Source organism: Spongiactinospora sp. 9N601 (assembly GCF_044326295.1).
Lineage (GTDB): Bacteria > Actinomycetota > Actinomycetes > Streptosporangiales > Streptosporangiaceae > Spongiactinospora > Spongiactinospora gelatinilytica.
The window spans coordinates 19143-44061 of sequence record NZ_JBIRBB010000005.1 but is presented as its reverse complement, the minus strand read 5'-3'; the positions used below and the strand labels follow the sequence as shown (position 1 = coordinate 44061).

Sequence of the window (24919 nt, the reverse complement as noted above, 5' to 3'; positions counted from 1 at the left end):
GGACTCATCGTGCTGGCCTCCCGTCGTCCTCACCTGGTCCGGTCGGCACAAAACCGGGGGCCGATTTCGTCGTGCCGGACGTTCCGCCGAGCAGTTCGGAAAGCAGCGCGACCAGCAGGCCGGTACGGCCCGGCAGCTCGGACACCACCACATGCTCGTCATCGGCGTGCGCGCCGCCGCCGACCGCGCCGAGCCCGTCGAGCGTCGGCGTGCCGGCCGCGGCCGTCCGGTTGCCGTCCGAGCCGCCGCCGACGGCGACGCCGCGCAGTTCGGTGCCCCGCCCGGCGGCGACCCGCCGGGCCAGGTCGAACAGCCCGGCCGACGCCGCGCGTTCCAGCGGCGGGATGCTCACGCTCGTCGAGGACCGCAGCGACGCCCCCGGCGTGCGCGGGCGCAGCCCGGCCAGGGCCGTCTCCACCCGGAGCTGTTCGGCCGCGGTGGCCGCCCGCACGTCGATCTCGACGCCGGCCAGCGCGGGCACGGTGTTGCCCGCGCTGCCCGCCGACATCATCGTGGGCGTGACGGTGGTGCCCACCCCGGGATCGGCCAGCGCCGCGATGACCTGCACCTGGTGGGCCGCCTCGACCAGGGCGTTGATGCCGCGTTCCGGCTCCAGCCCGGCGTGCGCCGCCCGCCCGCGCACCTCGACCGTGTGCCGGGCGACGCCCTTGCGGGCGATCTTCAGTGCGCCGCCGTCGGCGCTCGGCTCCAGTACCAGGGCCGCGGTACGGCCACGCGCGTTCTCCTCGACCAGGGCCCCCGACGTCGGCGAGCCGATCTCCTCGTCCGCGTTGACCAGCACGGTGATCCCGGCCCGGTCCGGCAGCGCGGCGAGCGCGTGGAAGATCATGACCAGGCCGGCCTTCATGTCGAAGCAGCCCGGCCCCCGGACCACGCCCCCGGTCACCGACCAGGGGATGCGCTCCAGGGTGCCGATCGGCCACACCGTGTCGTAGTGGCCGAGCAACAGCACCCGGGCCGGGGCGTCGCCGAAGTCCCAGCGCAGGTGGGTCCGGCCGCCGACGGTGATCCGCTCGGGCGGTGTGCCGAGCAGCCGGGTGCCGACCTCGGCGGTGACCTCCGCGCCCTTGGCCAGCGCGGCGAGGTCGGCCGAAGGGGTCTCACAGGTGACCAGGGTTTCCAGGTCGGCCAGCATGGCGGGCAGTGCCGCGGTGAAATCGTCCATCATTTCTCCCTCACGCGTCCTCATCCAAGCACCCGGCGCAGCAGCGCGAGGACGTTGCCGCCGAGCACCCTGGCCGTGTCCTCCTCGGTGAAACCCCGGCGCAGCAGGGCCTCGGTGACCAGCGGGAGCCCTGCCGGGCCTTCCAGGCCGGGTACGCAGGCGTGGACGTCGAGTCCTTCCACCTCCATGCCGTCGCTCCACGGCGGGGTCAGGTCGGCGTCCACCTCCTTGAGGAAGTCGGGGCCCAGGCCGACGTGGTCGATCCCGGCCACGCCGGCGATGTGCTCGATGTGATCGACGATCTTGTCCACCGTGTGCTCGGTCTCGTGCAGGAACGAGGCGAAGAAGTTGACGCACACCACGCCGCCGGTCGCGGCGATGCCGCGCAGTTGCGCGTCGGTCAGGTTGCGGTGGTGGTCGCGCAGCGCCCGGGCGCTGGAGTGCGTGGCGATCACCGGGCCGTGGCCCAGTTCGAGTACGTGCCCGACGCCGCCCGCGCCGAGGTGCGACACGTCGAGCAGCATGCCGAGCCGGTGCATCTCCGCGACGGCCGCCACGCCCGCGGCGGTGAGCCGGCCGCCCGTCGCGTCCTCGCCGCTGCCGTCGGCGAACGCGGTGCGTCCCATGTGCGTGAGGGACGCGACGCGTACGCCGAGCCGGTACAGGGTCGCGAACAGTTCGACGTCCGAGCCGATGCCGGTGCAGCTCTCCAGGGCCAGCACCAGGGCGACGCGCCCGCCGGCCAGCGCGGCGTCGATCTCGGCCGCGTCCCGGCACAGCGCGACGGCGTCGGCGTTGCCCTCCGCGAGCCGGTGCGCCGCCTCGATCATCCGCAGGGTCCGTTTCAGCGCGCCGTCCGTTTCGTGATCCCAGCCGGAGAACACCGGGAGCACCTGCACGTTCACGCCGCCCGTGCGAAGCTGCGGCAGCCAGCGGGCGCGGAAGTAGTCCGCCCACTGGCCGGGCGGCCGGACGGTCACGGCCATCAGCAGGTCGTTGTGCGTGTCGGCGACCACGGCTTCGCGGTGGAGGCGGGACGCGTCGGTGGGCATGAGGACTCCGATCGGGATCGCGGGGCGGGCTGGTGGCCCTGCCGACCCTAGGCAGTGCGGGCAGGGGTGGCTTCGTCGGATCCGACGAAGAATCCGTGTCCGCTTTCGTCGCCGGAGAGGTGGCGGAGGCGCGGGGTACAGCAGGCTGTAGCCGATATCGGGTGGTTAGCGGGTTTTTGTGAGCGGCGCGAAATTCCTAGCGTTGCTGACATGACGGATCCCTATCGCATCGACCTCTCCCAGCCGCCCTCCCGCCGGCCGTCGCCATCCGGATCGCCCACGCCGGGCTCCGCCAAGGTGACCCTGCTGTGGATCGTGCTCGCCATCAGCGTCGCGGCCAACGTGCTGTCCAACATCGTCGCGGGTGACGAGGTGACGCCGCTCGGGCTGGCCGCCGGGGTCGTCGGCCTCGGCGCGATCATCGGGCTGATCGTGCACTACGTGAAGCGGCGCCGGTCATGACCGCCGTCGTCACCTTGCGCGAGGTCACCAAGCGCTACGGCGACGTGGTCGCGCTCGACGAGGTGTCACTGGCGTTCCCGCGTGGCAGGTTCGTGGCGGTCATGGGGCCCTCGGGGTCGGGCAAGAGCACGCTGCTGCACTGCGCCGCCGCGCTCGACCCGCCCACGTCGGGCTCGGTCCTGATCGGTGACGTGGACGTCAGCGGCATGTCGGAGACCCGGCGTACCGAACTGCGCAGAAAGCACATCGGCTTCGTCTTCCAGTCCTACAACCTGCTGCCCACGATCTCCGTCCAGGACAACATCACGCTGCCGCTGCGTCTCGCGGGCCTGCGCCCCGACCTGGACTGGCTCGGCGAACTGGTGGACCGGGTCGGCCTGCGCGAGCGGCTGCACCACCGGCCCGCCGAGCTGTCCGGCGGGCAGCAGCAGCGGGCGGCGATCGTCCGCGCGCTGGCCGCCCGGCCCGACGTGGTGTTCGCCGACGAACCCACCGGCGCGCTCGACCTGCGCAGCGCCGCCCAGGTGCTCACCCTGCTGCGCGAACTGGTGGACGACCTGGGCCAGACCGTGGTCATGGTCACGCACGACCCCAACGCCGCGGCCCGCGCCCACGACACGCTGGTCATGGCCGACGGCAGGGTGGTCGACGTGCTCAACGCGCCCGCCCCGGAGGACCTGGCCGTACGGCTGACCCACCTTGGCAGGGAGCCGGTGTCGTGATCAGGTTGTCGCTGGCCATGGCCAGGATCGGCGGGCTCGCCGTGGTCTTCGTGGCCGTGCTCGGCGGCGTGGCCCTGGTGACCGGCGCCGGAGTGATCATGGACTCGGGGTTCCGGTCCCAGCCCGCCGTACGGCTGGCCGGGGCCGACGTGGTGGTCTCCGCCCCGCAGTCCATCCGGCGCGCGGAGGACCTGCCGCTCGCCCTCCCCGAACGCGCCACCGTACCCGCCACCCTCACCCGCCAAATCGCCGCCATCCCCGGCGTCGCCGCGGCCACCGGAGACCTCTCCTTCCCCGCCGCCCTGCCCGCCCCCGCCTCCGGGGGCCCTGACCCGGCTGCGGCAGGGCATGGGTGGGCGTCGTTGGCGTTCAGCGGCGGGCGGATCGTCGGGGGGCGTGCGCCGCGGGCGGATGAGGAGGTCGCGCTGCGCGATGGCCAGGTCGGCGGGCGGGTGCGGATCACGGCGGGCGGCGTGCCCGGCACGTACCGGGTGACGGCCCTGGTGGACGCCCCCGGCATCTACTTCTCCGACGCCACCGCCGCCGCGCTGGCGGGCCGGACGTCCGGCCTCCGCGCCGGCACCGTCGATCTCGTCGCCGTCCGGGCGGACCCGGGCGTGGACCCCGGCGAACTCGCCGCGCGGATCAAGGACCGGATCGGCGCGAAATACCAGGTCACCACCGGCCGCGACCGGGCCGACGCCGAGTCCCCTGGCGCAGCCGCCGGGCGGACCCTGCTGCTGGTGCTGCCCGGCTCGATCGGCGGCATCAGCCTGCTGATCGTCGGCTTCGTGGTGGGCGGCGGGATGTCCCTGTCGATCAACCGGCAGCGCCGGGACCTCGCCCTGCTGCGCGGCGCCGGGGCGACCCCGCGCCAGGTGCGCCGGGTGGTGGGTTTGCAGGGCACGATCGCCGCCGGGCTCGCCCTGCTCCCCGGCGCGGCGCTCGGCTACTACCTGGCCGCCCGCTTCGGCGACCTGCTGGTGACGATCGGCGCGCTGCGCGCCGACCAGCCGCTGGTGTACGGGCCGCTGCCGGCCCTCGCCGCCGCGCTGCTGCTGCTCGGCGTGGTACGGGTCGCCTCCTGGGCCGCCTCGCTGCGGATCTCCCAACTGCCGGTCGTGTCCGGCATCGCCGGCCTCCGGCCGCCCTCCCGGGCCCGCACGAACGCCGGACTGCTGCTCATCGCGGGCGCGCTGGTGCTGTCGGCCGCGCCGCTGCTGGTCCGGACCGAGGTCGCCGCGGTCGGCCCCTCCATGGCCGCCATCCTGGCCGTGATCGGCCTGGCGCTGGCCGGCCCCCGGCTGGTCCAGCGGGCGGCCGGGGCCGTCGCGGCCTCGCCCCTGGTGTCCCGGCTGCGCGGCCCGGCCTGGCTCGCGGTGCACAACACCCACGGCCACGCCCTGCGCACGGCGGGCGCGATCGCCGCCCTCGGCATGGTCGTCACCCTCGGCCTGAGCGTGGTGTTCACGCAGAGCACGCTGGACCGGGCCCGGTCGGACGAGACCGCGCAGGCGATGTCCGGCCTGGTCACCATCACCGCCCCGGGGCTCGGCGGCATCCCGCGCGACCTGCTCGCCGACGTGCGCACGCGCACCCGGGCGGCCGGGATGACGATGACCACGGTGGCCACCGAGCCGTTGCAGTTCGGCGACGACCCGACCCTGATGGCCCGGCCGGTCATGGCGCTCGGCCCGGACGCCGAGGGCCTGGTGGACCTCGGCCTGGCGGCCGGCCGGCTGCGCGACCTGCGGGGGCCTGCTGTCGCGCTCGACGAGCGGGTGGGCGAGGTGGGACAGCGCCTGGACCTCGTGATGGGCGACGGCGCGCGGGTCGAGGCCCGCGTGGTGGCCACCTACCGGCGCGCGCTCGGCTTCGGCCCGATCGTGGTCTCCCGCGATCTCGCCCGGGCGCACACCACGACCGGCCTGGACTCGGCTGTCCTCGCCCGCCCGGCCGACCTCGGCCCGCTGCTCGCGCGCTGGCCGGGCGTGGCGGTCAGCGAGAGCACCGACGGGCCGCAGGCGGGCGAGGCGTCCGCCCAGTCGCTGGTGAACCTTGCCGTGCTCGGCGTACTGCTGGCCTACGTCCTGGTCGCGGTGGCCAACCGGCTGGTGGCCACCACCACCGGGCGGCGCGAGGAACTGGACGGCCTGCGCCGGCTCGGCGCCACGCCGCGCCAGTTGCGGCGGATGCTCCGCGTCGAGGCCGCGATGATCGGCGCCGGGGCATCGGTGGCCGGGATCGTGCTCGCCGTCGTGCCGCTGGCCCTGCTCAGCATCGGCTTCCTGGCCGCTCCGCTGCCCCCCGGGCCGTACTGGCTGGTGCCCGCGCTGGTGCTGGTGGTGGGCCTGATCGTATGGCTCGCCGTGGAACTGCCCGGGCGCGCTACCCGCCGGGTTTGGTGAGGCGGAGGTGCAGCATGGCCTCGAATCGGGCCTCGGGATCGGAAAGGTCGAGTCCGGCCACCTCTGCCAGCCGCTTGAGCCGGTAGCGGAAGGTGTTCGGGTGGACGTGTACCGCCGCGGCGGCGGCGATCACGTCGCCGAAGGTGTCCAGCCATGCGGACAGGGTCTCGGTGAGCGCGGTGCCGTGCTGGGCGTCGTACGCGCGCAGCCGGGTCACCGCCGCGCCGGAGAGGTCGTCCTCGACCGAGACCCGGTCGGCCACCTCCAGCAGCAGGGACGGCACCCACACGTCGGTCAGCCGGGCCGCCCGCAGCGGTGAGCGCCCCGACCGCAGCACCCGCAGCGCCCGGTCGGCCTCGGTCCGCGACCTGCGCAGCTCGGCCGGCCGCGCCGCGGTCCGCCCGAGGCCGATGACCGCCGAGACCCGCACGCCGATCCGCTCCAGGAAGGTCTGGGCCACCCGCAGCGCGGCCTCGTCGGAGGCGGCGGGCAGGATCGCGTACACGATCTCGTCGAGCTGGGCGGTGGCCGCCTGCGGATGCACGGCGCTCAGGTGCAGGGTGAGCGCCTGGCAGGCGCGCTGCGCCACCGCCACCCGGTCCGGCCCGGAGAACTGCCCGGTCACCGCCAGCGCCAGGACGCAGGCCGGATGCGCGGAAAGGCCGAGCCTGGCCGCCGCGTCCGCCGCGCCGGAGCCGCCCTCCAGGACCTTGGCCAGCAGGTCGGCGCGGAGCCTGCCGCCGACGTCCTCCCCGGCCCGGCGGCCGAGCAGGTGCAGAGCGGCCACCTTCGCCGCCTCCATGAGGGAGCGGTCGCGGTCCTCGGTCAGCGGCTCGCGTACCACGACCCAGATCGAGCCCAGGATCTCGCCACCGGCCCGGATGCCGATCGCCACCCGGGGCTTGTCCACGATGGTGTCCAGGTAGACCGGGCGGTCGCTGCTGTACAGCTCGTGGAACGCGCCGCGCTCCTCCAGCATGCGGAGCTTGTCGTAGGGCACCTGGCGTTCCAGGATGGTCGCGATGCGGGCCTCGTCGCCCTCGTCCTGCCTGCTGGAGAACGCCAGCACCCGGCCGTTGCGGTCTTCGACCGTAACCGGGCCGTCCAGCAGCGCGGCCGTCGCGTTGGCCAGTGCGAACAGGTCTCCGGCCAGCGGCTCTCCGGTGGTGTGCGCCTCGCCCGCCTCGTCGACCGCGAGCAGCGACCGCAGCAGCGCGGAGATCGGCGCCCACGACGCGCCGGGCGTCAGGCCGAGCACCGGCACGCCGGACTCGGCCACCGCCTCCTTCAGCCGGCCGTCCACCTCCACCGGGGAGCGTACGATCACCGCCGCCGCCCCGAGCGCCGCCGACCGCTCGACCAGCGCGGCGACCTCGCCCGCCCCGTAGACGCCGACCCCGAGGACCAGCGGGTCCGGGATGCCGGAGGGCTCGTCGAGCGGGTCGTGGATGAGCACGCCGCCGACCGGGCGGGACGGGTCCGGTTCGCCCGCGACGACCTCGACCAGGGTCGAGCCGAGGTCGTCGATGATCCGGCCCAGCACGGACTTCGGCGGTGAGATCACGACGTCGGGGCGTCCGCGCGGACGGGGGTGTCGCGGTTCATGTGGTGCCTTTCCTGCTACTCCCGAAGCAGGATATCCCCGTCGGGACCGGCCGGGCGCTCCACCACGTACCACCCGTCCCTGGCGAAACCGGTGACGTTCCAGCCCTTGGCCATCAGCCCGCCGAGCACGTCGCGGACCGCCGAACGCCACTCCCGGGCCCCCCACGGATCGCGTCGCCGTAGCGCCTCGATGTCGGACGGCACGCGGACCATCACCACGTCGCCGTCGGTACGCCCGGCCGCGGGCCGTTCACCGGGCCCGGAGTCCAGCCCGATCACGACGCTGTCGCGGCGCGGGCCCGGCACTCGCACCGGATCGCCGGAAAGGTCCCAGCGGACCAGCAACCGGTCGGTGTCGGTGCCCGCATTCACCTCGTCGTGCATCACGCCGTAGAAGTTCGGCAGGTACTCCGTGGGCACCGTCCCCAGCTTGGCCAGGTTGAAGTAGGCATTGCGGCTCACCAGTGGGTCGAACGTCCAGGTCACCGCGGGGATGCCGCGGTCGATCGCCCAGCCCCGCTGGTGCAGCTTGAGGGCGAAGCCCACGTTGCGGCCCCGGGAGGTGCCCTCCACCGCGGTGATGTGCGAGTGCAGCCCCACGGTGGCCAGCAGCCCTACCGACACCCCGACCATCCGCTCGCCCTCGTAGGCCACCGCGCCGTACCCGCCGGAGTGGGACAGCACGCGCAGCAGCTCGGGGGTCATCAGCGGATTGCCCGCCCCGGTCCGCCACACGCGCTCGATCAGCCGGCACGCCTGGTGGGTCTCATCAAGGTCGTGCAACTCCCTGATGGTCACACCGGCGTCGGCCGCGGCCTGGCCAGCGGCCTCCCACGGGTCGTTGTCGGCCACCTCAGCCGGCCTTCGGGGTGGCCCGGCCCCCGTGGTGCAGGTACCGGGAGCCGTCGTTCAGCGAGTAGAACACCACCGGGACCCACTCCTTGCGCCCTTCCACGTGGGTGGCGAACACGCCGGGCTCGGCGGGGTAGAGCACGCTCTCGGTCTCCGGGTGCTCCGACAGCTCCGCCTGGGGGCCGGTGGCCAGCGTCCGCATGACCAGTTTCCCGTCCTCGAAGACGACCGTGAAGCGCACCGACGCCCGCTCGTACACGCCGGTCAGCTCGGCGGGGTCGAACGGCACCTCCTGCTCGGCGGGCGCGATCGGGGCGGGCATCGCCACGCCCGCCAGTTCGGCGAAGATCTCCCGGTACAGGTCCCGGTAGAGGGCGTCGGGGTCGCCGCCGTTGGTCAGCAGGCAGACCGCCAGCTCCGCGTCGGGAAGCACCTGGAGGAACGCCGACTGCCCGATGGTGTTGCCGCCGTGCCCGAACAGCCGCCTGCCGTCCCAGCCGTTCAGGATCCAGCCGAGTCCCCAGGCGTCGCCGAGCAGGTACGGGTCGGGCAGCCTGACCTGCTCGGTCCGCATCAGCGCCGCGCTCTCCTCGGACAGCACCCGTGAGCCGTCGGCGGCGACGCCGCCGTCCAGGTGCATCCTGACGAACGTCAGCACGTCCTTGGGGGTCGAGCAGATCAGCCCGGCCGGTCCCATCGAGCGGGGCAGCACCCACTGCGGCGCGACCACCGGCGGGTCGCCGAAGTGCCCGGCGGCGGCCCGGAACCGCAGCGCCTCCTCCGGCAGCGTCACCGTGTGGGTGAGCCCGAGCGGGCGGAACAGCCGCTCGCGCATCAGCTCGTCCCACCGCATGCCGGTCAGCCGCTCCTGGATCAGGCCGAGCAGCGGGAATCCGGAGTTGCAGTACGACATGGTGGCGCCCAGCGGGTGGATCGCCGCCACGCCGTCCAGCAGCGCGACGTACTTCTCCAGGCAGTCGTCCCCGCGGCCGGTGTCGTCGAACACGTCGCCGTCGATGCCGCTGGTGTGGCTGAGCAGGTGCCGCAGCGTCACGGACTTGGTGAGGTCGTCGCCGGCCAGCCGAAGCTCGGGGAACACCGACGCGATCGGCTCGTCCAGGGCGAGCTCGCCCGCGTCGACCAGGGCCATCGCGACGGTCGCGGTCCACACCTTGGTGATCGACCCGATCTGCCACAGGGTCTCGGTGGTCGCCTCGATGCCCGCGTCCACGTTGGCCAGGCCGGTGGCGGCCTCGGTCAGCTCCCCGCGGAAGAGGATGCCGAGGCTCGCGCCCGGTACCTTGTGCCTTTTGGCCAGCTCGGTGAGACGGGCCTGCCAGTGCTCGGCCCCCGGTTCAGTCATGATCGGCTCCTCTGCCGTCGAGTACGGTGTGCTCGGTCACCCAGTCCACGACGCGACGGCAGTAGTCGGCCCGGTGGGACGGGCGGCCCGTGAGAATGAACAGGTGGGACGCGCCCGGATACCGGACCAGGCGGACCGGCACCCCGCGCACCCGCAGGGCGTGGAACCACTCCTCCGCCTGCCCGGCCGGGCACCGCTCGTCGGCGTCGCCGTGCAGGATCAGGGTGGGCGCGCGTACGCCGTCCACGTAGGTCAGCGGGGACAGCTCGGCCTGCCGGTCGAGGCCGCCGATCTCGATCTCGGTCAGCGGCGGGCCGATGTCGGCCGTGCCGGCGTCGCTGCGCAGGTCGGTGACCACCCCGCCAGGTACGACGGCGGCGAACACGTCGCTGCGCGCCGACAGCCAGCAGGACATGAAGCCGCCGTAGCTGTAGCCGGTGAGCGCGATCCCGCGCGGATGGACGAGCCCTTCGCCGATCAGCTCGCGTACCGGCTCCAGGATGTCCCGTTCGTCGGCCTCGCCCCAGGCGCCCACCGCGGCGGTGAAGAAGTCCTCGCCGTAGCCGTCGCTGCCGCGGATGTTCAGCGCCAGGATCGTCCAGCCGCGCCGCGCCAGTTCCTGGTGGTAGAGGTGCGCGGGGTCGGCGTGCGGCGCCCACGCGTTGTGCGGGCCGCCGTGCACGTCCACCAGCAGCGGACCGCCCCTCGGGGCCTGCGGGTCGCGGATGACGAACCCGTGCACGCGCGTGCCGTCGGAGATGGTGAACTCCCGCTCGGTCACCGGGTAGAACGTGACATCGGGCAGCGCGTCGGCCGTGTGCCCGGTCAGCGCGGCCACCTCGCCGGTGCCCAGGTCGAGCAGCGCGACCTCGCCGAACGTCGCGCCGTCCGCGGTGATCAGCGCCGCCCGGCCCGCCTTGGCCGCGACGGAGCAGCCGCCGATCCCGGTCCCGGCGGGCAGCGGGAGTTCGGTGACGCCGCCGGCGTCCGCCCGGTACAGGCGGGTGACCCCCCGGTCGCGGGCGCAGAAGAGGATGTCGTCGCCCACGAAGGCGGGCCGCGCGCCCGGGTAGCCGGGCCCGCCGGTCATCACGTTGCGGTCCAGGGACGCGGTGAGCGGCACCGGCGCAGGCCCGTCCAGCGGCTGGCGGAACAGCTCCTCGTGCCCGGACGTGACCGTCGTACGCCCCGACACCAGCAGCGCCGTGCCGTCCGGGTACCAGAGCACCTCCCCGGCCATACCGGAGGTGAAACCGGCCGCGCGCGGCTCCGCGCCCTCGGCGGCGACGTCGATCACATGGACGGGGTACGCGCCGGTCAGGTCGCGGTCGTCGGCGACCGCGGCGGCGAAGGCCAGGCGGGTGCCGTCAGGGGACCACGCGGGAACGCCCGCCCGGATGTCGCCGCCGGTGAGCCGCCGCGTGTCGCCGGTGGCGACGTCGATGACGAAGATGTGGACGCCGCCCTGCCCGAGCAGCCCCGCCCCGTCGGCCTTGTACCAGAGCCGGTCGACGACGACCGGCGCGTTCGCGTCCTTCCGGGGGACGAGCGCGGAGAAGGCGATCCTGGTGCCGTCCGGGCTCCAGACGGGCGCCCCGTGCGGGTGGTCGTCGCCGCCCACCGGCACGGCCTCGCCGCCCGCGGCCGGCAGCAGGTGCAGCCTGCCCTCGCGCAGGAACGCCACCGAGGTCCCGTCGGGGGACCAGCGCGGCGAGGAGTCGGCCGGGCCGCGGGTCAGCCGCCTCGGCGGCCCGCCGTCCGCGCGGACCTCCCACAGGCAGGAGACCGGCCGGTCGTTCTCAGCGTCCTGGGTGGTCAGGGTGTAGACGACGCGCTCGCCGTCCGGGGACAGGTCCGGATCGTCCGGTAGGGCGAAGCGGTACAGGTCGTCGATGGCCAGTGGCCTGCTCAAGGGGTCTCCTCCAACGTGGGCACGCAGGACAGCAGAGTGCGGGTCGTTTCGTGGGCGGGGCGCTGGAAGACCTCGCCGGCCGTTCCGTGCTCGACGATCCGCCCGGCGTCCATCACCGCGACCTGGTCGGCCAGGTACCGGACCACGGCGAGGTTGTGCGAGATGAACAGCATCGCGAACCCCATCTCGCGCTGGAGATCGCGCAGCAGGTTGAGGATCGCGCCCTGCACGGACACGTCGAGCGCCGAAGTGATCTCGTCGGCGACCAGCACACCGGGCCGGGCGGCGAGCGCGCGGGCCAGCGCGACCCGCTGCCGCTGCCCGCCGGACAGCGCCCGCGGGCTCAGCTCCGCGCGCGCGGGGTCCAGCCCGACCAGCTCCAGGTACCGGGCCACCTCCTTCTCCCTGGCCGCCCGCCCGGTGCGGGGCAGTCCCTGGGCGACGGCGGCGCCGATGGTCATGCGCGGATCGAGTGAGGCGTAGGGGTCTTGGAAGACGAGCTGCACCGGGCCGCGCCCCGGCCGCCCGGCGATCTTCCGCCCGTCCACCATGATCTGCCCGGACACCACCGGGGCCAGGGCCACGGTGGCCTTCCCGAGCGTGGACTTGCCACAGCCCGACCCGCCGACCAGGCCGGTCACGGTCCCGTCCGGGACATCGAGATCCACCTCGCGCACCGCGACGAACCGGTCATAACGCACGGTCACCCCGCGGACCGACAGCGAGCTCACGCGACCACCTCCGCGACCGGGTGCCAGCAGGCGACCCGGCCCGCCGTGCCGTGGTCTTCGAGCGCCGGCGTCTCGCGCAGGCAGCGGTCCGTCGCCAGCGCGCAGCGCGGCGCGAAGGCGCAGCCCCCGGGCCGCTCGGCCGGTTCGGGCGGGCGGCCCGGGATGGTCGCCAGCCTGCTCTCCCGGTCTGTGGACATCGTGGGGACCGCTCCGACCAGCGCCCGGGTGTAGGGGTGGGCGGCTCCGGTGCGCAGTTTCTCCACGGGCAGTTCCTCCACGACCCGTCCGCCGTACATGACCATGACCCGCCGGCAGACCTGGGCGACGACCGCGATGTCGTGCGAGACCAGGATCAGCGCCGCGCCGGACTCGGCGCGGACCTTGGCCAGCAGGTCCAGCACCTGCTGCTGGACCAGCACGTCCAGCGCGGTGGTGGGCTCGTCGGCGATGATCAGTTTCGGCTCGCCCATCAGGCCCATGCCGATCATGGCCCGTTGCCGCATGCCGCCGGAGTACTCGTGCGGGCGCTGCCCGGCCCGGCGTTCCGGCTCGGGGATGCGCACCGCTTCGAGCCGGTCGACGGCCCGGGCCGCGGCCTGCGACCGCGAGTGCCCCAGGTGGACCTCGGTGACCTCGGCGAGCTGGCGGCCGACCCGCAGCGCCGGGTTCAGCGATGCCATCGGGTCCTGGAACACCATGGCCATGGAGGTGCCGGTACGCGGCCGGGTGAGCAGGTCCGCGCCGTCGAAGCGCAGCGCGGCGGCGGTGACCCGCCCCGGGTGCGGCACCAGCCCGGCCAGCGCCAGCGCGGTCAGGCTCTTGCCCGACCCGGACTCGCCCACCAGGCCGACCGCCTCGCCCTCGGCGATGGACAGCGACACCCCCCGGACCGGGGTGAGGCCGCCGGGGAAGGTGACCCGCAGGTCGTCGGCCTGGAGCAGGACATCGCGCGGAGCCGTCGCGGGGGCGGGCGCGGGAACCTCGTCCCGCGCGAACGGCGGGGAGGATTCACTGCCGCTCGCTCGGGCGAGTACCTCGCCGACCAGGCTGAACGTCAGCCCGGCGAGAATGATGGCCGCCCCTGGGGCGAGCGCGACGATCGGCTGGACGTAGATCTGGTCCAGTTGCTCGTTGAGCAGCCGCCCCCAGTCGTACTCCGGCGGCTGCACGCCGATCCCGAGGAACGACAGGCCGGAGAACGACACCAGGATCTGGGCCATGGTCTGGCTGGTGAACAGCACCACCGGCTCGGCGATGTTCGGCAGTACGTGGCGCAGGACCAGCCGGACCCGGCCCACGCCCAGGATGCGCGCCGCGGCGACGTAGTCCGAGCCGATGACGCCCGCCGTCAGGTTCTGCACCAGCCGGGCGGCGGGCGGCACCGTCGCCAGCCCCACCGCCAGCACCGCGCCGGTGGACCCCAGCCCGAAGATCGTCGCCAGGAACAGCACGAACAGCAGGCCGGGGAAGGCCACCAGCACGCCGACGGTCGCGGTGACGAAGCGCCGCAGCCGCGTGCCGAGCATCGCCGGGGCCACGCCGAGCAGCAGCCCGCCCGCCGTCCCGATCGCGGTGGCCAGCAGGGTGAGCCCGATCGTCAGCCCGGTGGCGACCACCACGCGGGCCGCGACGTCCCGGCCGAGGTGGTCCACGCCGAACAGGTGCCCCGCCCCGCCGCCCCCGATGGCGGAGGTGTCCACCCGGTCGGCCGCCGCGCCCAGCAGGGCCGGGCCGAGCACGGTGACCAGCGCCAGCGCCGTGACGGCGACCAGCGCGGTGACGCCGAGCGGCGTGCGGAGCGTACGCCTGAGCCGATGCGCGAAGGACGCGTTGGACATGCTCAGCTCCCGCGGATCGTGGAACGGGGATCGGCCATGGCCACCGCCACATCGACCGCGAACGTGATGATCAGCGCCGCCGCGCCGTAGACCAGGACGATGCCCTGCACCAGCGGATAGTCCTTCTGCGTGATCGCCTGGACGATCGTCATGCCGAGCCCCGGCCAGGCGAACACGTTCTCGATCAGCACGGTTCCGGCGATCAGCGAGGTGAGCAGCAGCCCGCCGATGGTCAGCGAGGAGGTCAGCAGGTTCGGCAGCGCGTGGCGGATGTAGACCAGCCGGGCGGGCAGCAGCTTGGCGCGGGCGGTGCGCATGTAGTCCTCGCCGAGCACCTTCAGCGTCTCCACCCGCACGATCCTGGCCAGCATCACCACAGGCACGAGCGCTAGCGAGAGGATCGGCAGGATGTAGGAGGCGAGCCCGGCGCGCGAGGCCACCGGCAGCACCGGCAGGGCCACCGCGAACAGCGCGATCAGCCCCACCGCCAGCAGGAACTCCGGAACCGCGCCGATCGCCCCGGTGATCGAGGTGAACGCCAGCTCACCGCGGCGGCGCTCCCTGGTCACCACCGCCGCCGCCATGCCCAGCGGAACCCCGACCAGCATGGTCACCAGGAACGCCGGCAGCGCGATCTCCAGCGTCGCCGGGAGCCGGTCGGCCACGATCTGCGCCACCGGAAGCTCGGTGGTGATCGACGCGCCCAGCCGCCCCTGGGCCAGGCCGGTCACGAAGTTCCAGAACTGCTCGGGCAGCGGCCGGTCCAGGCCCAGCGTGTGCTGCCGGGCGGCGATCAGGGCCGGATCGGCGGTCACGCCGAGCGCGGCCCGCACCGGGTCGCCCGGGACGAGGTGGATCATCCCGAACGACGCGGTGACCAAGACGGCCAGCGACACGAACAGCCGGACCACTCGCCGCAGCGCGAACCCCGCCCACGGGCCCCGCGCCGCCGGAGGTCTGCGCGGCCACACCATCAGCGCGCGGTCTTTCGCAGGCTGGTCGGAATGACGCTGTCGCCTTCGAGCCGGAATTCCACGCCCTTGTAGTAGATCGGCTTGGGCGCGGTCACGAACGTCAGCACGTCGAGCCGCTTGACCAGTGCCGCGTTCGCGGCCTCCCAGTCCGGGCAGCCCTCCTGGCCGGGCTTGGCGGCGGCCTTGGCGGTCAGCCGCCGGTAGTCGGGGTTGTCCACGTGGCCGAAGTTCTGGCCCTTGGGCGGGGCCGCCCCGTCGAAGAACGGAATGAGCTGGTCGGGCAGTTGCACCGCGATCGGCAGCCAGATGATGTCCCAGGCGTCGGAGGCCAGGATGGCGTCCAGCGTGGAGTGCTGCATCGGCTTGGTGGTCACCTTCGCGCCGAAGTCGGTCCACTGCCTGGCCATGAGTTCCATCGCCGACGTCACCCGCGGGCCCTTGGTGCCGGGGAAGGGCACGGTGATGGTCAGCGGCTTGCCGTCCTTCGTCCAGACGCCGCCGGTCTTGGTCCAGCCGGCCTCGGTGAGCGAGGCGGCGGCCTTGGCCGGGTCGTGGGGCGGCACGTTGCCGGTGACCGTGTCGCCGGTGCAGGGGGTGGGGGCGACCTCGCCGAGGTTGGTGGCGGGCTTGCCGAGCCCGCCGGTGGCGACCGACCCGATCTGCTTCAGGTCCACCGCGCCGACCAGCGCGTGCCGTACCGCGAAGTCGGCGGTGGGATGGCCCTTGCCCTCGTTGAAGAGGAGTTCGCCGAGGGGCAGCATGGGCGCCTGGGAGGCGATCTTGGCGGCGTCCAGCCGCTGCCGGTCAGGGCCGTTGACCTCGGCCACGTCCAACTGGCCGGCCAGCAGCAGGTTGGCGGCGGTGGACTCGTTGGCCACCACCTTGAAGACCACCTTGGCGGGCAGTTCGGCGCCGGTCGCGCCGCCGGGCCCCCACGCGTAACCGTCCCGCCTGACGTAGGTGTACTGGTCGCCGGGCACCGCCCGCTCAAGGCGGTAGGGGCCGGTCCCGTCGGTGGTGCGGGCCAGCGCCTTGGGGTCGCCCATCCCCTTCTTGCACGGGATCGGCATCAGGGCCGCCATCTGGAGCAGGAAGGGAGCCGGGTTCTCCAGGCTCAGGGTGATCGTGCGGGTCGCGTCGTCGGCCTCCGCCTTGGCCATGGGCGGTACGGCCAGGCCGATCAGCGCCGCCGCGTTCTTGGGGTCGGCGACGTGGTTGAACATCGCGGCCACGTCCGAGGCGGTCAGCTTGGAGCCGTCCTGGCAGGTCACGCCGTCGCGCAGGACGAACTCCGCCGACTTCGGCGTGGCCGACCACTTCTCGGCCAGCCCGGAGATCACCTTCCCGTCGGGGGCGATGTTGACCAGCGGGTCGTAGGCGTACTTGTTCATCGCCACCGCGATGGACACGGACGTGTTCATCGGGCTCAGGGTGCCCGGGTCGGACGGGATCGAGATCGTCACGGTGTCGCCGGTCCCGCCCCCGCCGCCGCCGCCCGCCGTGCCGCCGCATCCGGTGGCCGCGAGCCCGATCACGGTGATCGCCGCGGCCGTCCTGGTCTTCCTGGTTCTCATGTACGTCGGGCTCCTTCGCCTGGCGGTGGGGGATGGGCCGGCCGTCTCAGGCGCGGGGCACGGCCCGGGGTACGGCACGGCCCATGTGCAGGAACTCGGCCCGCTCGCCGTCGCCGATGAAGGTGTAGACCTCGTGGAAGCCCCGGGGCCGTCCGACGCTGATGAGGGCTCGCCGGTTCAGCGGCACCACCGGCGTGAGCTCCGGCTTCTCGTCCTCGGGGAGCGTGGCGGCCGGGCCGATCGGCCGCAGGCCGACGGCCAGCGCGTCGCCGTCCCTGATGACGTCGGCGGCGATCGTCCCGGACTCGTAGTGCCCGGTGAAGAACTCCGGATCGACCTGCGGCGGTACCGCGGGCGGCACCGGGAACGGCGGCAGCGTGGTCCCGGCCAGCTCGTCCAGCAGCCCGGCGACCAGGTCGCGCAGCTTGTGGACCCCGCCGCCGTTGGTGAGGAGCACGATCGCGACGTCCCGCTCGGGCACCATGCGCAGCAGCGCGGACTGCCCGACCGTGCCGCCGTCGTGGCCGATGATCAGCCCGCTCTCGGCTTGGAACAGTTCCCACCCGAGGCCCCAGTGGTCGGCCAGCGGGCCGTCACCCGGCACCTTGGCCTGCGGCTCGCGCATCGCCAGCGCGCTCTCCTGCGACAGAACCCGTGTGCCGTCGGATGCCAGGCCGAGCCGCTGGTGCATCCTGGCGAACGCGAGCAGGTCCCGGGCGGCCATGGTGAGCGTGGCGCCGGCGGGCGCGTTGGAGCGCGGCATGCCCCAGATCGGCGCCTTGACCAGTTCGCCGCCCGGCCCCTCGATGTGGCCCATGGCCACGCGGTGCCTGATGGCCTCGGCCGGTGAGGTCGCGAGGTACGTCATTCCGAGCGGCGCGACGATGCGCTCGCGGAGCGCCGTCTCCCAGGTCTGGCCGGTCAGCACCGACACGATCCGGCCGAGCACCACGTAACCGCTGTTGCAGTAGGACCACTGCGACCCCGGCGGGAAGAGCTGCCGGGCGGGCCCGGCCAGGGCGTCCACGTACCGCTGCACGGCGTCGTCGCCGTCGCCGTAGTCGTCGAAGATGTCGCCGTCGAAGCCGCCGACGTGGCTGAGCAACTGCCGCACGGTGACGGCGGCGCTGGCCGCCTCGTCGGTGACCCGGAAGCCCGGCAGGTAGTGCGCCACGGGCGTGTCGAGGTCGAGCAGGCCCTCGTCGGCGAGCTGCATGATCAGCGTCGCGGTCCAGACCTTGGTGATGGACCCGATCTGGAAGATCGAGTCGATGGTCGCCGGATAGCCGAATTCCTTGTCGAGTACGCCGTACGCCGCCTCGGTGATCTCGTCACCGTGCTGGACGGCGAGGACCGCGCCGATGAGGCCCTGCCCGCCCGCGTGCTCCGCCAGTCGTGCCCGCAGTTCTTCGGACTTCACCCTGGTCACCTCCTGGAACGTTGCGTGAACAGTAGGCAGCGTCCGGCGATGCCGGATCGTGCGGGGATACGAAATCCGATCAGGTGAGATGTGCGGACGTCCGAAGACATGAGGCTTGCCCGGTATGGAAGCCTTGTGACCCTCTGAGAGGAGTCAGATGGACGTCTACATTTCCGTGGACATGGAAGGTATCTCAGGCATCGCGACGGTCGATCAGGTCGTCCGCGGCGGGCACGGGTACCCACGCGCCCAGGAGCTGATGACCGCCGAGGCCAACGCCGCCATCGCCGGGGCCTTCGACGCGGGCGCGGAGAACGTCACCGTCAATGACAGCCACGGGACCATGGACAACTTCCTCCAGGACGCGCTGGACGAACGGGCCCGGCTGGTCACCGGCAGCCCGAAGGCGCAGTGCATGGCACACGGCCTCGGCGGCGAGCACGCCGTGGCGCTGTTCGTCGGCTACCACGCCCCCGGCGGCTGCCCGGGCGTGCTCGCGCACAGCTTCTCCTCGCAGTTCTCCTGGCTCAAGCTGAACGGCCGGATCGTCTCAGAGGCCGAGGTGAACGCGCTGCTCGCGGCCGAGCACGGGGTGCCGGTGGGCCTGGTGACCGGCGACGACCAGATCTGCGGCCTGGCCGAACGCGTCTTCCCCGGCGTGGCCACCGCGCCCGTCAAGCGGGCGGAGGGCTTCTCCGCCGCCAACAGCCTGCACCCCCGGCGGGCCCAGGCGATGGTCCGGGCCGCGGCGGCCGAGGCGGTACGCCGGGCCGCCGACCTGCGGCCGGTGGAGATCCCCGACCGGCTGGAGCTGACCGGCGGCTTCCAGACCGCCGCCGCGGCCGAGTACGCCGCCGAGGTGCCGGGCGCCAGGCGGATCGACGACACCACGGTGACCTGCGAGGTCTCCGACCCCACCGCCCTGGTCGGGCTGATCGGGGTGTGGTTCGCCACCTCGTCGCTGGCCGCCCGGTCCCGGCTGCCGCTGGTCACCCTGCGCTGACCGGCCGGTCGCCGCACGCGGGCGGACCAAGGCCGTATCGCGGTTCATTCTCCGCCTGCGGAGACATTCTCTCACTACCGACGGCATCCGAGTGAGCGCATAGTGGCTACGGTGCCGATGGCCGGGCGTGAGCGCCCGGCGCGTGGAGGGAACGGAGGCGACCATGATCACTGATGCGGAGATCCATCTGGAGAAGCTCGCCACAGAGCTTGAACTGCGCGGCTTCGCCGTACGGCTGCGCGTCAAAGAAGGTTGGTCACCCTCACTGACCGTGACCAACCCCAAGGCACCGGTCCTAGCGGAGAGCATTCTGGTCATGGCGGATATGGAAGGCCAGGCCGCCTACTACTTCCCATGGCCGATGCGGATAGCGCCGGTGACCGAGCTGATCATCGCCGCCGACAGTGTCGAACGGGTGCTCGCCGAGACCGGCCGGCCGCCCAGGGCGGCGGCCCCCGCCGGCCGGGTGGAGGCCGACGCCCGCTGAGGGAGTGGATCCGCCGGGCGCCCGCCGGGCGGCGGCGGATCCGCGTGCTGGTCATCCGGCGTGGTTGCCACGCCTGCGCAGTACCAGCCCGGCCGAGGCGGCGAACACGACCAGCAGCCCCACCAGCACGAACGTCCGCCCGTCCGGCCCGGCGTCACCGCCGGCCCCGGTAGCGGCCCCGCCGATCGGGGTCTTGCCCATCTCCGGGTCCTCCTCGTCCGATGAGGTGGCGGACTCCGTGGCCGACCCCGTGGGCGTCTCCGAAGCCGACTCGGACGACGACGGGCTCGGGGACGGGCTCGGCGACGGGCTCGGGGACGGCGATTCGTTCTGGCCCGCTCCGGTGATGGCGAGCGGGGTGGTCGACAGCGCCGTCTCGTTCTGCACCTCGCACTCGATCAGCGGCTCGGTGGGCTTGGTGCCGAAGTTGATGGCGGCGGGCTGCACGGTCCCGGTGCCCGCCTTGTTCGGGGTGGTCTTGAGCTCCACCACGCCGGTCGGAAGCTGGATCAGCTCGTCCGCGCCGACCGGGGGAAGCGTGCCGACGCCCGTCGCGGACGTCAGCCCGTCGATCCCCTTGATCGAGGCGTACGCGTACAGCTTGGCGTCGGCGGGCAACCCCTGCTCGGGCGCGAGCAGCGCGAGCTCGGTGTAGGCCCCGCGCCAGCCGATGGTCATCTGCTGCCCCGTCACCGCCGAGGTCGGCGCCTGCAACTCGACGTCGATGGTGACGGTCTCCGTCTCGGTACTGCCGGTGTACTTGCACTGGTACACCACCACGTTGGCCGGCGCCTCGGCCTGTGCCGGAGGACAGCAAAGCGCGAGTGCGGCGAGCAATGCGGCTGACACGGATAACGAGCGGGCTCCCACGGCGGCTCCTGATGTGACAGACGGGGCATAGGAGAGACGGGGGATCACGGCTTGCGGTTGGCAGCGCTCACCGGGCGAGCCGATCACGTCTCGGTAGAAGATACGCCCGCCCCGGATCGATCGTCACCGTGACATTGGTCCCCTCCCCGACCAGCCCCACCGGATCCGGCCCGGGAACGGTCACCGCCGGCGAGGTGGAAGACGTGGTACGGCCCGCTGGGAGCTTTCCGGATGGGTCCTGTTTTCGCGTTGGGCCTGTGGGTGCGCGAGGCGTGGAAGGGGGGATCCACGCCTCGCGCACGGCTCAGACGCCTGCGGTCTCCGGGGTACGGCGGCGCTCCAGGAGCGTGTCCACCGCGAGCGCGCCGCCGCCGCTGAAGCCGACCGCGAGCGCCGCGGCCCCGAGCGCGAGCACGAACTCGTAGCCGCCCCGCTCGACGGAGAAGCCCTGAGCGAGGTGGACGAAGTAGATCGCCCCCACCATGTCGATGGCAAGGAGGGTGCCGGCCACGGGCAGCGCGGCACCGATGATGATGGCGATCCCGCCGATGATCTCCAAGAAGGTGACCGCGGGGGCGGCGAGGGTGGCCAGCGGGATGCCCATCTGCTCGAACCCGCCTGTGGTGGCCGCGAGGCCCGCCTGGGTGAGCTTCATCCAACCGTGGGTGAAGAAGATGGCGCCGATGGCCACCCTGGCGAGGAGCAGCGCGATGGGCTTGGCCCGATCGATCATGGGACGCCTCCAGGGATTGTTTGAATTTGAACAAGGCTCACTGTAGGGGATTGTTCAAATCTGAACAACAGTAGACTGGCAACGTGACCGAGACCCGATGGCTGGACGCGGTGGAGATGGCCGCCTGGCACGCGTTCCTGTTCGCCTATCACCGGCTGGAGAAGCGGATAGAGGAACAGCTCAAGGCCGATGCGGGCCTCACGCATCCGCAGTACGAGATCCTTGTCAAGCTCTCCAGTCTCCCTGATCACCAGATGCGCATGACCGAGCTGGCCAGGGGGCTGGTCATCTCCAAGAGCGCGCTGACCTACCAGATCGGCCAGTTGGAGAAGGCGGGTCTGGTACGGCGTACCGACTGTCCGGGCGACGACCGCGGCGTGCTCGCGGTGCTCACCGACGAGGGGATGGAGTGCCTGCGCAGGATCGCTCCGGCCCACGTCGAGGTCGTGCGCAAGTACCTCATCGACCGGATCACCCGCGACGAACTGATCACCCTCACCCGTGCCATGGGCAAGGCCAACCAGGCCATGCAGGCCACCGGCTGACCCTCTCGCGGGCCCTCAAGCGGGCGGGCGGCGGGCCACAGGGGAACGCCCGGCACCCTCCCGCCGTGCCACCATGCCTCGGAGGCGCGGGGGTTTACGGGCGCGCATCTCGCCGTTGTCAATAACGCCCGGCCCGGCCCCGCCACGGACGCCCTACTTGTAGACCTTCGTCTTGGCGGAATTCCCCGGGAACGAGATGACCAGGTGCTCTTCCACCGGAGTGTCCGTCTCCCTGGCATGAATTCTGAGCCGATAGCCCCCGCGCCCCCGCACGGCCAGGTTCGGTATTCCGTGACCCAGGTCACTCTTTCCGGTCTCCGGATCGTTCGGAAGCGCCAGGGCGCCGCTCGCGCTCTTCACACCGTCCTCGACGACCTTTTTCCCACCCCTTCAGCCGAAGCGGGCGGAGGCGTGGTCATCGCCTTCCCCGTGGCCCAGCACCATGACCACCGAGCCGGCGGCGGCGAAGAATCCGTCATCGAGGACCTTCTCGACAAGGTCCGCGGCGGTGGCCTGGGAATTCTCCCCGCCGTCGTGCTGCGGGTCGTGGATCCGGTACGCGCCGACGTCGCCGGGGAAGTACGCGACCGTCTTCTGACCGTCGTCGAGGGCCTTCTCGACAAGGTTCGCGGCGGTGGTCTGGGAATTCTCCCCGCCGTTGTGCTGCGGGTCGTGGATCTGGTACGCGCCGACGTCGCCGGGGAAGTACGCGACCGTCTTCTGCCGTTTCGCGGGCAACCGAGGTCAGGGGTCCGAGGGCGGGAGTTCGGTTCGGTGGCGAAGGCGGCCGAGTTCTCCTCGGCCTGCGCGGTGGAGAGCAGCAAGGAACACGAGCGCGTCCATCGCGCGGCCCATGCCGGGCCCGCCACCGCGACCCGGCAGCGCCGGCAACGCCCGCCGCTCCTCGGGGACGTCCGCCGCGCACATCGCCCTGCCGTACCCGAGAACCAGGCGGTCCGCCATTTCGCCGGGAACAGCGGCAGCACGCCGTCCGCATCACTGCGGGCATGGCACATGAACGCCTTTTCGCGGTCCTGCGCCCGCGTGCTGCCATAGGGGGCGATGGAGCATCGTCCATTCCAAGCACTCGTCCTCCCACCCCGCCGCGCGGTGGTGAGCCGCGGCGACTCCTCGGGCTGGATGAGAAAGAGCGTGGGCACGAGCACCAGGGCCGCGTTCGGCGATCTGGTCGCCCGGCCGGGGCGGTACGGCACCGCGTCGATGAGCGCCAGGTGCGCCATGAACTCGACGAGGATCAGGCTGAAATGCGGCCCCGCGAGCGGCACGACCACCGTGGACAGCAGCGAGAGCGCCAGTCTCCACCACCCGAACCGCACGGTCGCGGCACTCCACCGGCCGTCCCGAGCCTGCCCGATCAGGATCAGCACCGTCCACCCGAGGCCGGCCGCACGCAGCAGGCTGGACCGGAACACCAGGACCACACAGGCGGAGTCGAGGCGTACCGACCCGTGACCGAGCGCCCGGAAACGGCGGGACTCCCCGGTGAGCGCGCGCACGAAGAGGATCGCCGTCGCCGTCCAGATCGCCGGGCCCACCACGGGCTCCCAGTCCGCGGCGACGAGATCGACGAGATCGGACAGGAACAGCGCGTCCGCGACACTCAGGTAGAGCAGTAGGCGCCGGCCACGGCAGCGCCCCGGAAGATCTGCCAGATGAGCCAGGCGCGAAACGCGCAGGCCGCCGCCGCCAGGGGGAAGACGAGCAGATCCGCCCCGGGCGGCTCGAACGCGCCGAGAATGTCGAAAGGCGGATGGCCGGACCCGGTGGCCACGGTCACGGTCCAGATCAGCCGGAAATCGCCCGTGACGCCGCTGACCACCGCGGCCACATACAACCCGGCGATTCCGGTGCTAACCACCATAAGTGATATCTGCGCACGTCAAGCCCCATTTGATGACGAATGGGGATGATCTTAACGCTCCCGGAAGGGAGGTCTTCCCACTTCCGGACTTCAGCGAATACGCTCCGCCACTTACGGTGATTGGGCAGAAATGCCTGGAGTGTGAAGTAGGTCCGGCCGACCTGGTGAGGAGCAGCACGATGATCGCCCAGCACAGCAGTCCCGAGTACGCCCCGCCCCGCCCCTTCCCGGTCGGCACCCGCTTCTACCTGCGGGAGGTCGAACCGGAACTTCGCACGGCCTGGCACCCGCACACCGCCGCGTGGGACGCCCGCGCCCGCGAATGGGCGGACGAACTATTGGCCGACGTGCCCGACGAGGATCGCGGGCTGCTGGAGACGGTCGTCAGGGACGGAGTGTGGTGGGCCTGCGTGTGCTATCCGGACGCCGAAGACTCCCGGATGGTCGATGTCCTACGGGCCGCGATCGCCCACATCGTGCTCGACGACTGCATTTACACCAGCTTTCTGACCGACGGCCGGATGGGCGAACTCCTCGCCGACTTCGCCGCCGCCATGGACGACCCGACCCTCGACCGATCCACTTTCATCGGCCGTTTCATGGCGAAGACCTGGCGAGAGATGTCCCGCCGTTCCCCCGACGGCCTGAGGTCCCGGCTGCGCCGCGCCTCCGGCGACTATCTCCGCAGCACCGCCATCGAGGTCGAGGCCCGCGCCTCCGGCAGGAACTTCACCCGCGAGGAATACCTGAACATGCGAGAAGGCAGCATGGCCGCCGACGTCGTGCACTTCCTGGGGGAGTACTCGATCGGCATCGACATGACCGAGGACATGGACCGCCTACCGCAGATGTTCGACCAGGTCCGCAAGGTCGGCGTCGCCCATTTCGCGTACGTGAACGACCTCTACACCTTCCGCAAGGAATACTGCGACGGCGGCGACTACCAGCATTCCCTCGTCTTCACCAGCGTCACCCACGACGGCCTCACCCTGCAAGAATCGATCGACCGGCTCTGCGACCTGATCGAGGAGACCGAACACCTCTACCGCCAGGTCTGCGACCGAATCCTCTCCCACGTCCAAGGCCACCAACGCGACCGCATGATCGCCTACCTCCGCCAGATCGAATACGGCCTGGCCGGCTCCCGCGAATACTCCCAAACCGCCGCCCGCTACCACGGCCGCGGCTTCTCCCACCTGAGCGGCAACCGCTTCGTCCCCTCCCGCACCAGCGGCTGGCTCGAACTCAGCCCCGGCAAGAGCATCTTCCACGACACCCCCGCCTGACCCCACGCTCGCCC

Annotated in this window: 24 protein-coding genes; 9 read left to right on the top strand and 15 right to left on the bottom strand. The window is 72.4% G+C overall.

From position 1 onward, the window contains the following. Nucleotides 1-4: 4 nt before the first annotated feature. Nucleotides 5-1186, bottom strand: coding sequence for a M20 family metallopeptidase (locus ACH34R_RS12590; protein ID WP_397561556.1), 1182 nt, complete (start codon nt 1184-1186; stop codon nt 5-7). A gap of 20 nt (nt 1187-1206) precedes the next feature. Beyond that, a complete protein-coding gene (locus ACH34R_RS12585; protein ID WP_397561555.1) occupies nt 1207-2238 on the bottom strand; it encodes a dipeptidase in 1032 nt (343 codons plus the stop codon). Nucleotides 2239-2448: 210 nt separating this feature from the next. Here ACH34R_RS12585 and ACH34R_RS12580 point away from each other — a divergent pair, with 210 nt between their 5' ends. From ACH34R_RS12580 to ACH34R_RS12570, 3 genes are read left to right on the top strand one after another with little or no spacing between them, the layout of a single operon-like run. Beyond that, nucleotides 2449-2700: a hypothetical protein gene (locus ACH34R_RS12580; protein WP_397561554.1), complete on the top strand. Its 252-nt coding sequence runs from the start codon at nt 2449-2451 to the stop codon at nt 2698-2700. Continuing rightward, on the top strand, nt 2697-3422 hold the full coding sequence (locus tag ACH34R_RS12575) for an ABC transporter ATP-binding protein (RefSeq protein ID WP_397561553.1): 726 nt from the start codon (nt 2697-2699) through the stop codon (nt 3420-3422). Before ACH34R_RS12580 ends, ACH34R_RS12575 begins: the two co-directional genes overlap by 4 nt. After that, complete coding sequence (locus ACH34R_RS12570) at nt 3419-5830, top strand: FtsX-like permease family protein (protein WP_397561552.1); 2412 nt, start codon at nt 3419-3421, stop codon at nt 5828-5830. Before ACH34R_RS12575 ends, ACH34R_RS12570 begins: the two co-directional genes overlap by 4 nt. On the opposite strand, the gene ACH34R_RS12565 is transcribed toward ACH34R_RS12570, so the two are convergent. From ACH34R_RS12565 to ACH34R_RS12525, 9 genes are read right to left on the bottom strand one after another with little or no spacing between them, the layout of a single operon-like run. Beyond that, the gene (locus ACH34R_RS12565) at nt 5811-7394 is read right to left on the bottom strand and encodes a PucR family transcriptional regulator (RefSeq protein WP_397561551.1); all 1584 of its coding nucleotides are present in this window, start codon (nt 7392-7394) and stop codon (nt 5811-5813) included. The genes ACH34R_RS12570 and ACH34R_RS12565 overlap by 20 nt on opposite strands. Nucleotides 7395-7450: 56 nt before the next feature. After that, nucleotides 7451-8287: a GNAT family N-acetyltransferase gene (locus tag ACH34R_RS12560; protein ID WP_397561550.1), complete on the bottom strand. Its 837-nt coding sequence runs from the start codon at nt 8285-8287 to the stop codon at nt 7451-7453. A 1-nt stretch (nt 8288) separates the two neighbouring features. Then, complete coding sequence (locus tag ACH34R_RS12555; RefSeq protein ID WP_397561549.1) at nt 8289-9650, bottom strand: serine hydrolase domain-containing protein; 1362 nt, start codon at nt 9648-9650, stop codon at nt 8289-8291. Continuing rightward, complete coding sequence (locus ACH34R_RS12550) at nt 9643-11562, bottom strand: prolyl oligopeptidase family serine peptidase (protein WP_397561548.1); 1920 nt, start codon at nt 11560-11562, stop codon at nt 9643-9645. Before ACH34R_RS12550 ends, ACH34R_RS12555 begins: the two co-directional genes overlap by 8 nt. Then, nucleotides 11559-12293 (bottom strand): ABC transporter ATP-binding protein, encoded by a 735-nt coding sequence (locus tag ACH34R_RS12545; RefSeq protein WP_397561547.1) that lies wholly within the window; start codon nt 12291-12293, stop codon nt 11559-11561. The genes ACH34R_RS12550 and ACH34R_RS12545 overlap by 4 nt, the downstream gene beginning before the upstream one ends. Then, nucleotides 12290-14131, bottom strand: coding sequence for a dipeptide/oligopeptide/nickel ABC transporter permease/ATP-binding protein (locus ACH34R_RS12540; RefSeq protein ID WP_397561546.1), 1842 nt, complete (start codon nt 14129-14131; stop codon nt 12290-12292). Before ACH34R_RS12540 ends, ACH34R_RS12545 begins: the two co-directional genes overlap by 4 nt. Nucleotides 14132-14133: 2 nt before the next feature. After that, nucleotides 14134-15105 carry an ABC transporter permease gene (locus ACH34R_RS12535; RefSeq protein WP_397561545.1) on the bottom strand — a complete coding sequence of 324 codons (972 nt, stop codon included), beginning with the start codon at nt 15103-15105 and terminating at the stop codon, nt 14134-14136. Next, the gene (locus tag ACH34R_RS12530) at nt 15105-16679 is read right to left on the bottom strand and encodes an ABC transporter substrate-binding protein (RefSeq protein ID WP_397561544.1); all 1575 of its coding nucleotides are present in this window, start codon (nt 16677-16679) and stop codon (nt 15105-15107) included. Before ACH34R_RS12530 ends, ACH34R_RS12535 begins: the two co-directional genes overlap by 1 nt. Before the next feature lie 46 nt (nt 16680-16725). Then, the gene (locus ACH34R_RS12525; protein WP_397561543.1) at nt 16726-18099 is read right to left on the bottom strand and encodes a serine hydrolase domain-containing protein; all 1374 of its coding nucleotides are present in this window, start codon (nt 18097-18099) and stop codon (nt 16726-16728) included. A gap of 157 nt (nt 18100-18256) precedes the next feature. Between ACH34R_RS12525 and ACH34R_RS12520 the strand changes: the two genes are divergently transcribed. Both ACH34R_RS12520 and ACH34R_RS12515 read left to right on the top strand, forming a co-directional pair. After that, nucleotides 18257-19102: a M55 family metallopeptidase gene (locus ACH34R_RS12520; protein WP_397561542.1), complete on the top strand. Its 846-nt coding sequence runs from the start codon at nt 18257-18259 to the stop codon at nt 19100-19102. A gap of 163 nt (nt 19103-19265) precedes the next feature. Further along, complete coding sequence (locus tag ACH34R_RS12515; protein WP_397561541.1) at nt 19266-19589, top strand: hypothetical protein; 324 nt, start codon at nt 19266-19268, stop codon at nt 19587-19589. Between the two features lie 51 nt (nt 19590-19640). Here ACH34R_RS12515 and ACH34R_RS12510 read toward each other — a convergent pair whose 3' ends face one another. Next, the gene (locus tag ACH34R_RS12510; protein ID WP_397561540.1) at nt 19641-20438 is read right to left on the bottom strand and encodes a hypothetical protein; all 798 of its coding nucleotides are present in this window, start codon (nt 20436-20438) and stop codon (nt 19641-19643) included. A 325-nt stretch (nt 20439-20763) separates the two neighbouring features. Continuing rightward, entirely contained in the window at nt 20764-21192 is a 429-nt protein-coding gene (locus ACH34R_RS12505) for a DoxX family protein (RefSeq protein WP_397561539.1), read from the bottom strand. Nucleotides 21193-21275: 83 nt separating this feature from the next. Between ACH34R_RS12505 and ACH34R_RS12500 the strand changes: the two genes are divergently transcribed. Then, entirely contained in the window at nt 21276-21737 is a 462-nt protein-coding gene (locus ACH34R_RS12500) for a MarR family winged helix-turn-helix transcriptional regulator (RefSeq protein WP_111170115.1), read from the top strand. 390 nt (nt 21738-22127) lie between these two features. Here ACH34R_RS12500 and ACH34R_RS12495 read toward each other — a convergent pair whose 3' ends face one another. Next, nucleotides 22128-22475: a hypothetical protein gene (locus ACH34R_RS12495; RefSeq protein ID WP_397561538.1), complete on the bottom strand. Its 348-nt coding sequence runs from the start codon at nt 22473-22475 to the stop codon at nt 22128-22130. Between the two features lie 36 nt (nt 22476-22511). Between ACH34R_RS12495 and ACH34R_RS12490 the strand changes: the two genes are divergently transcribed. Beyond that, on the top strand, nt 22512-22793 hold the full coding sequence (locus tag ACH34R_RS12490; protein ID WP_397561537.1) for a hypothetical protein: 282 nt from the start codon (nt 22512-22514) through the stop codon (nt 22791-22793). Between the two features lie 96 nt (nt 22794-22889). Next, nucleotides 22890-23210, top strand: a complete 321-nt coding sequence (locus ACH34R_RS12485) for a hypothetical protein (RefSeq protein WP_397561536.1) — start codon at nt 22890-22892, stop codon at nt 23208-23210. Between the two features lie 148 nt (nt 23211-23358). Here ACH34R_RS12485 and ACH34R_RS12480 read toward each other — a convergent pair whose 3' ends face one another. Beyond that, nucleotides 23359-23619 (bottom strand): hypothetical protein, encoded by a 261-nt coding sequence (locus tag ACH34R_RS12480; protein ID WP_397561535.1) that lies wholly within the window; start codon nt 23617-23619, stop codon nt 23359-23361. A 179-nt stretch (nt 23620-23798) separates the two neighbouring features. On the opposite strand from ACH34R_RS12480, the gene ACH34R_RS12475 reads away from it, so the two are divergent. After that, on the top strand, nt 23799-24905 hold the full coding sequence (locus ACH34R_RS12475) for a terpene synthase family protein (protein ID WP_397561534.1): 1107 nt from the start codon (nt 23799-23801) through the stop codon (nt 24903-24905). The last annotated feature ends 14 nt before the right edge of the window (nt 24906-24919 follow it).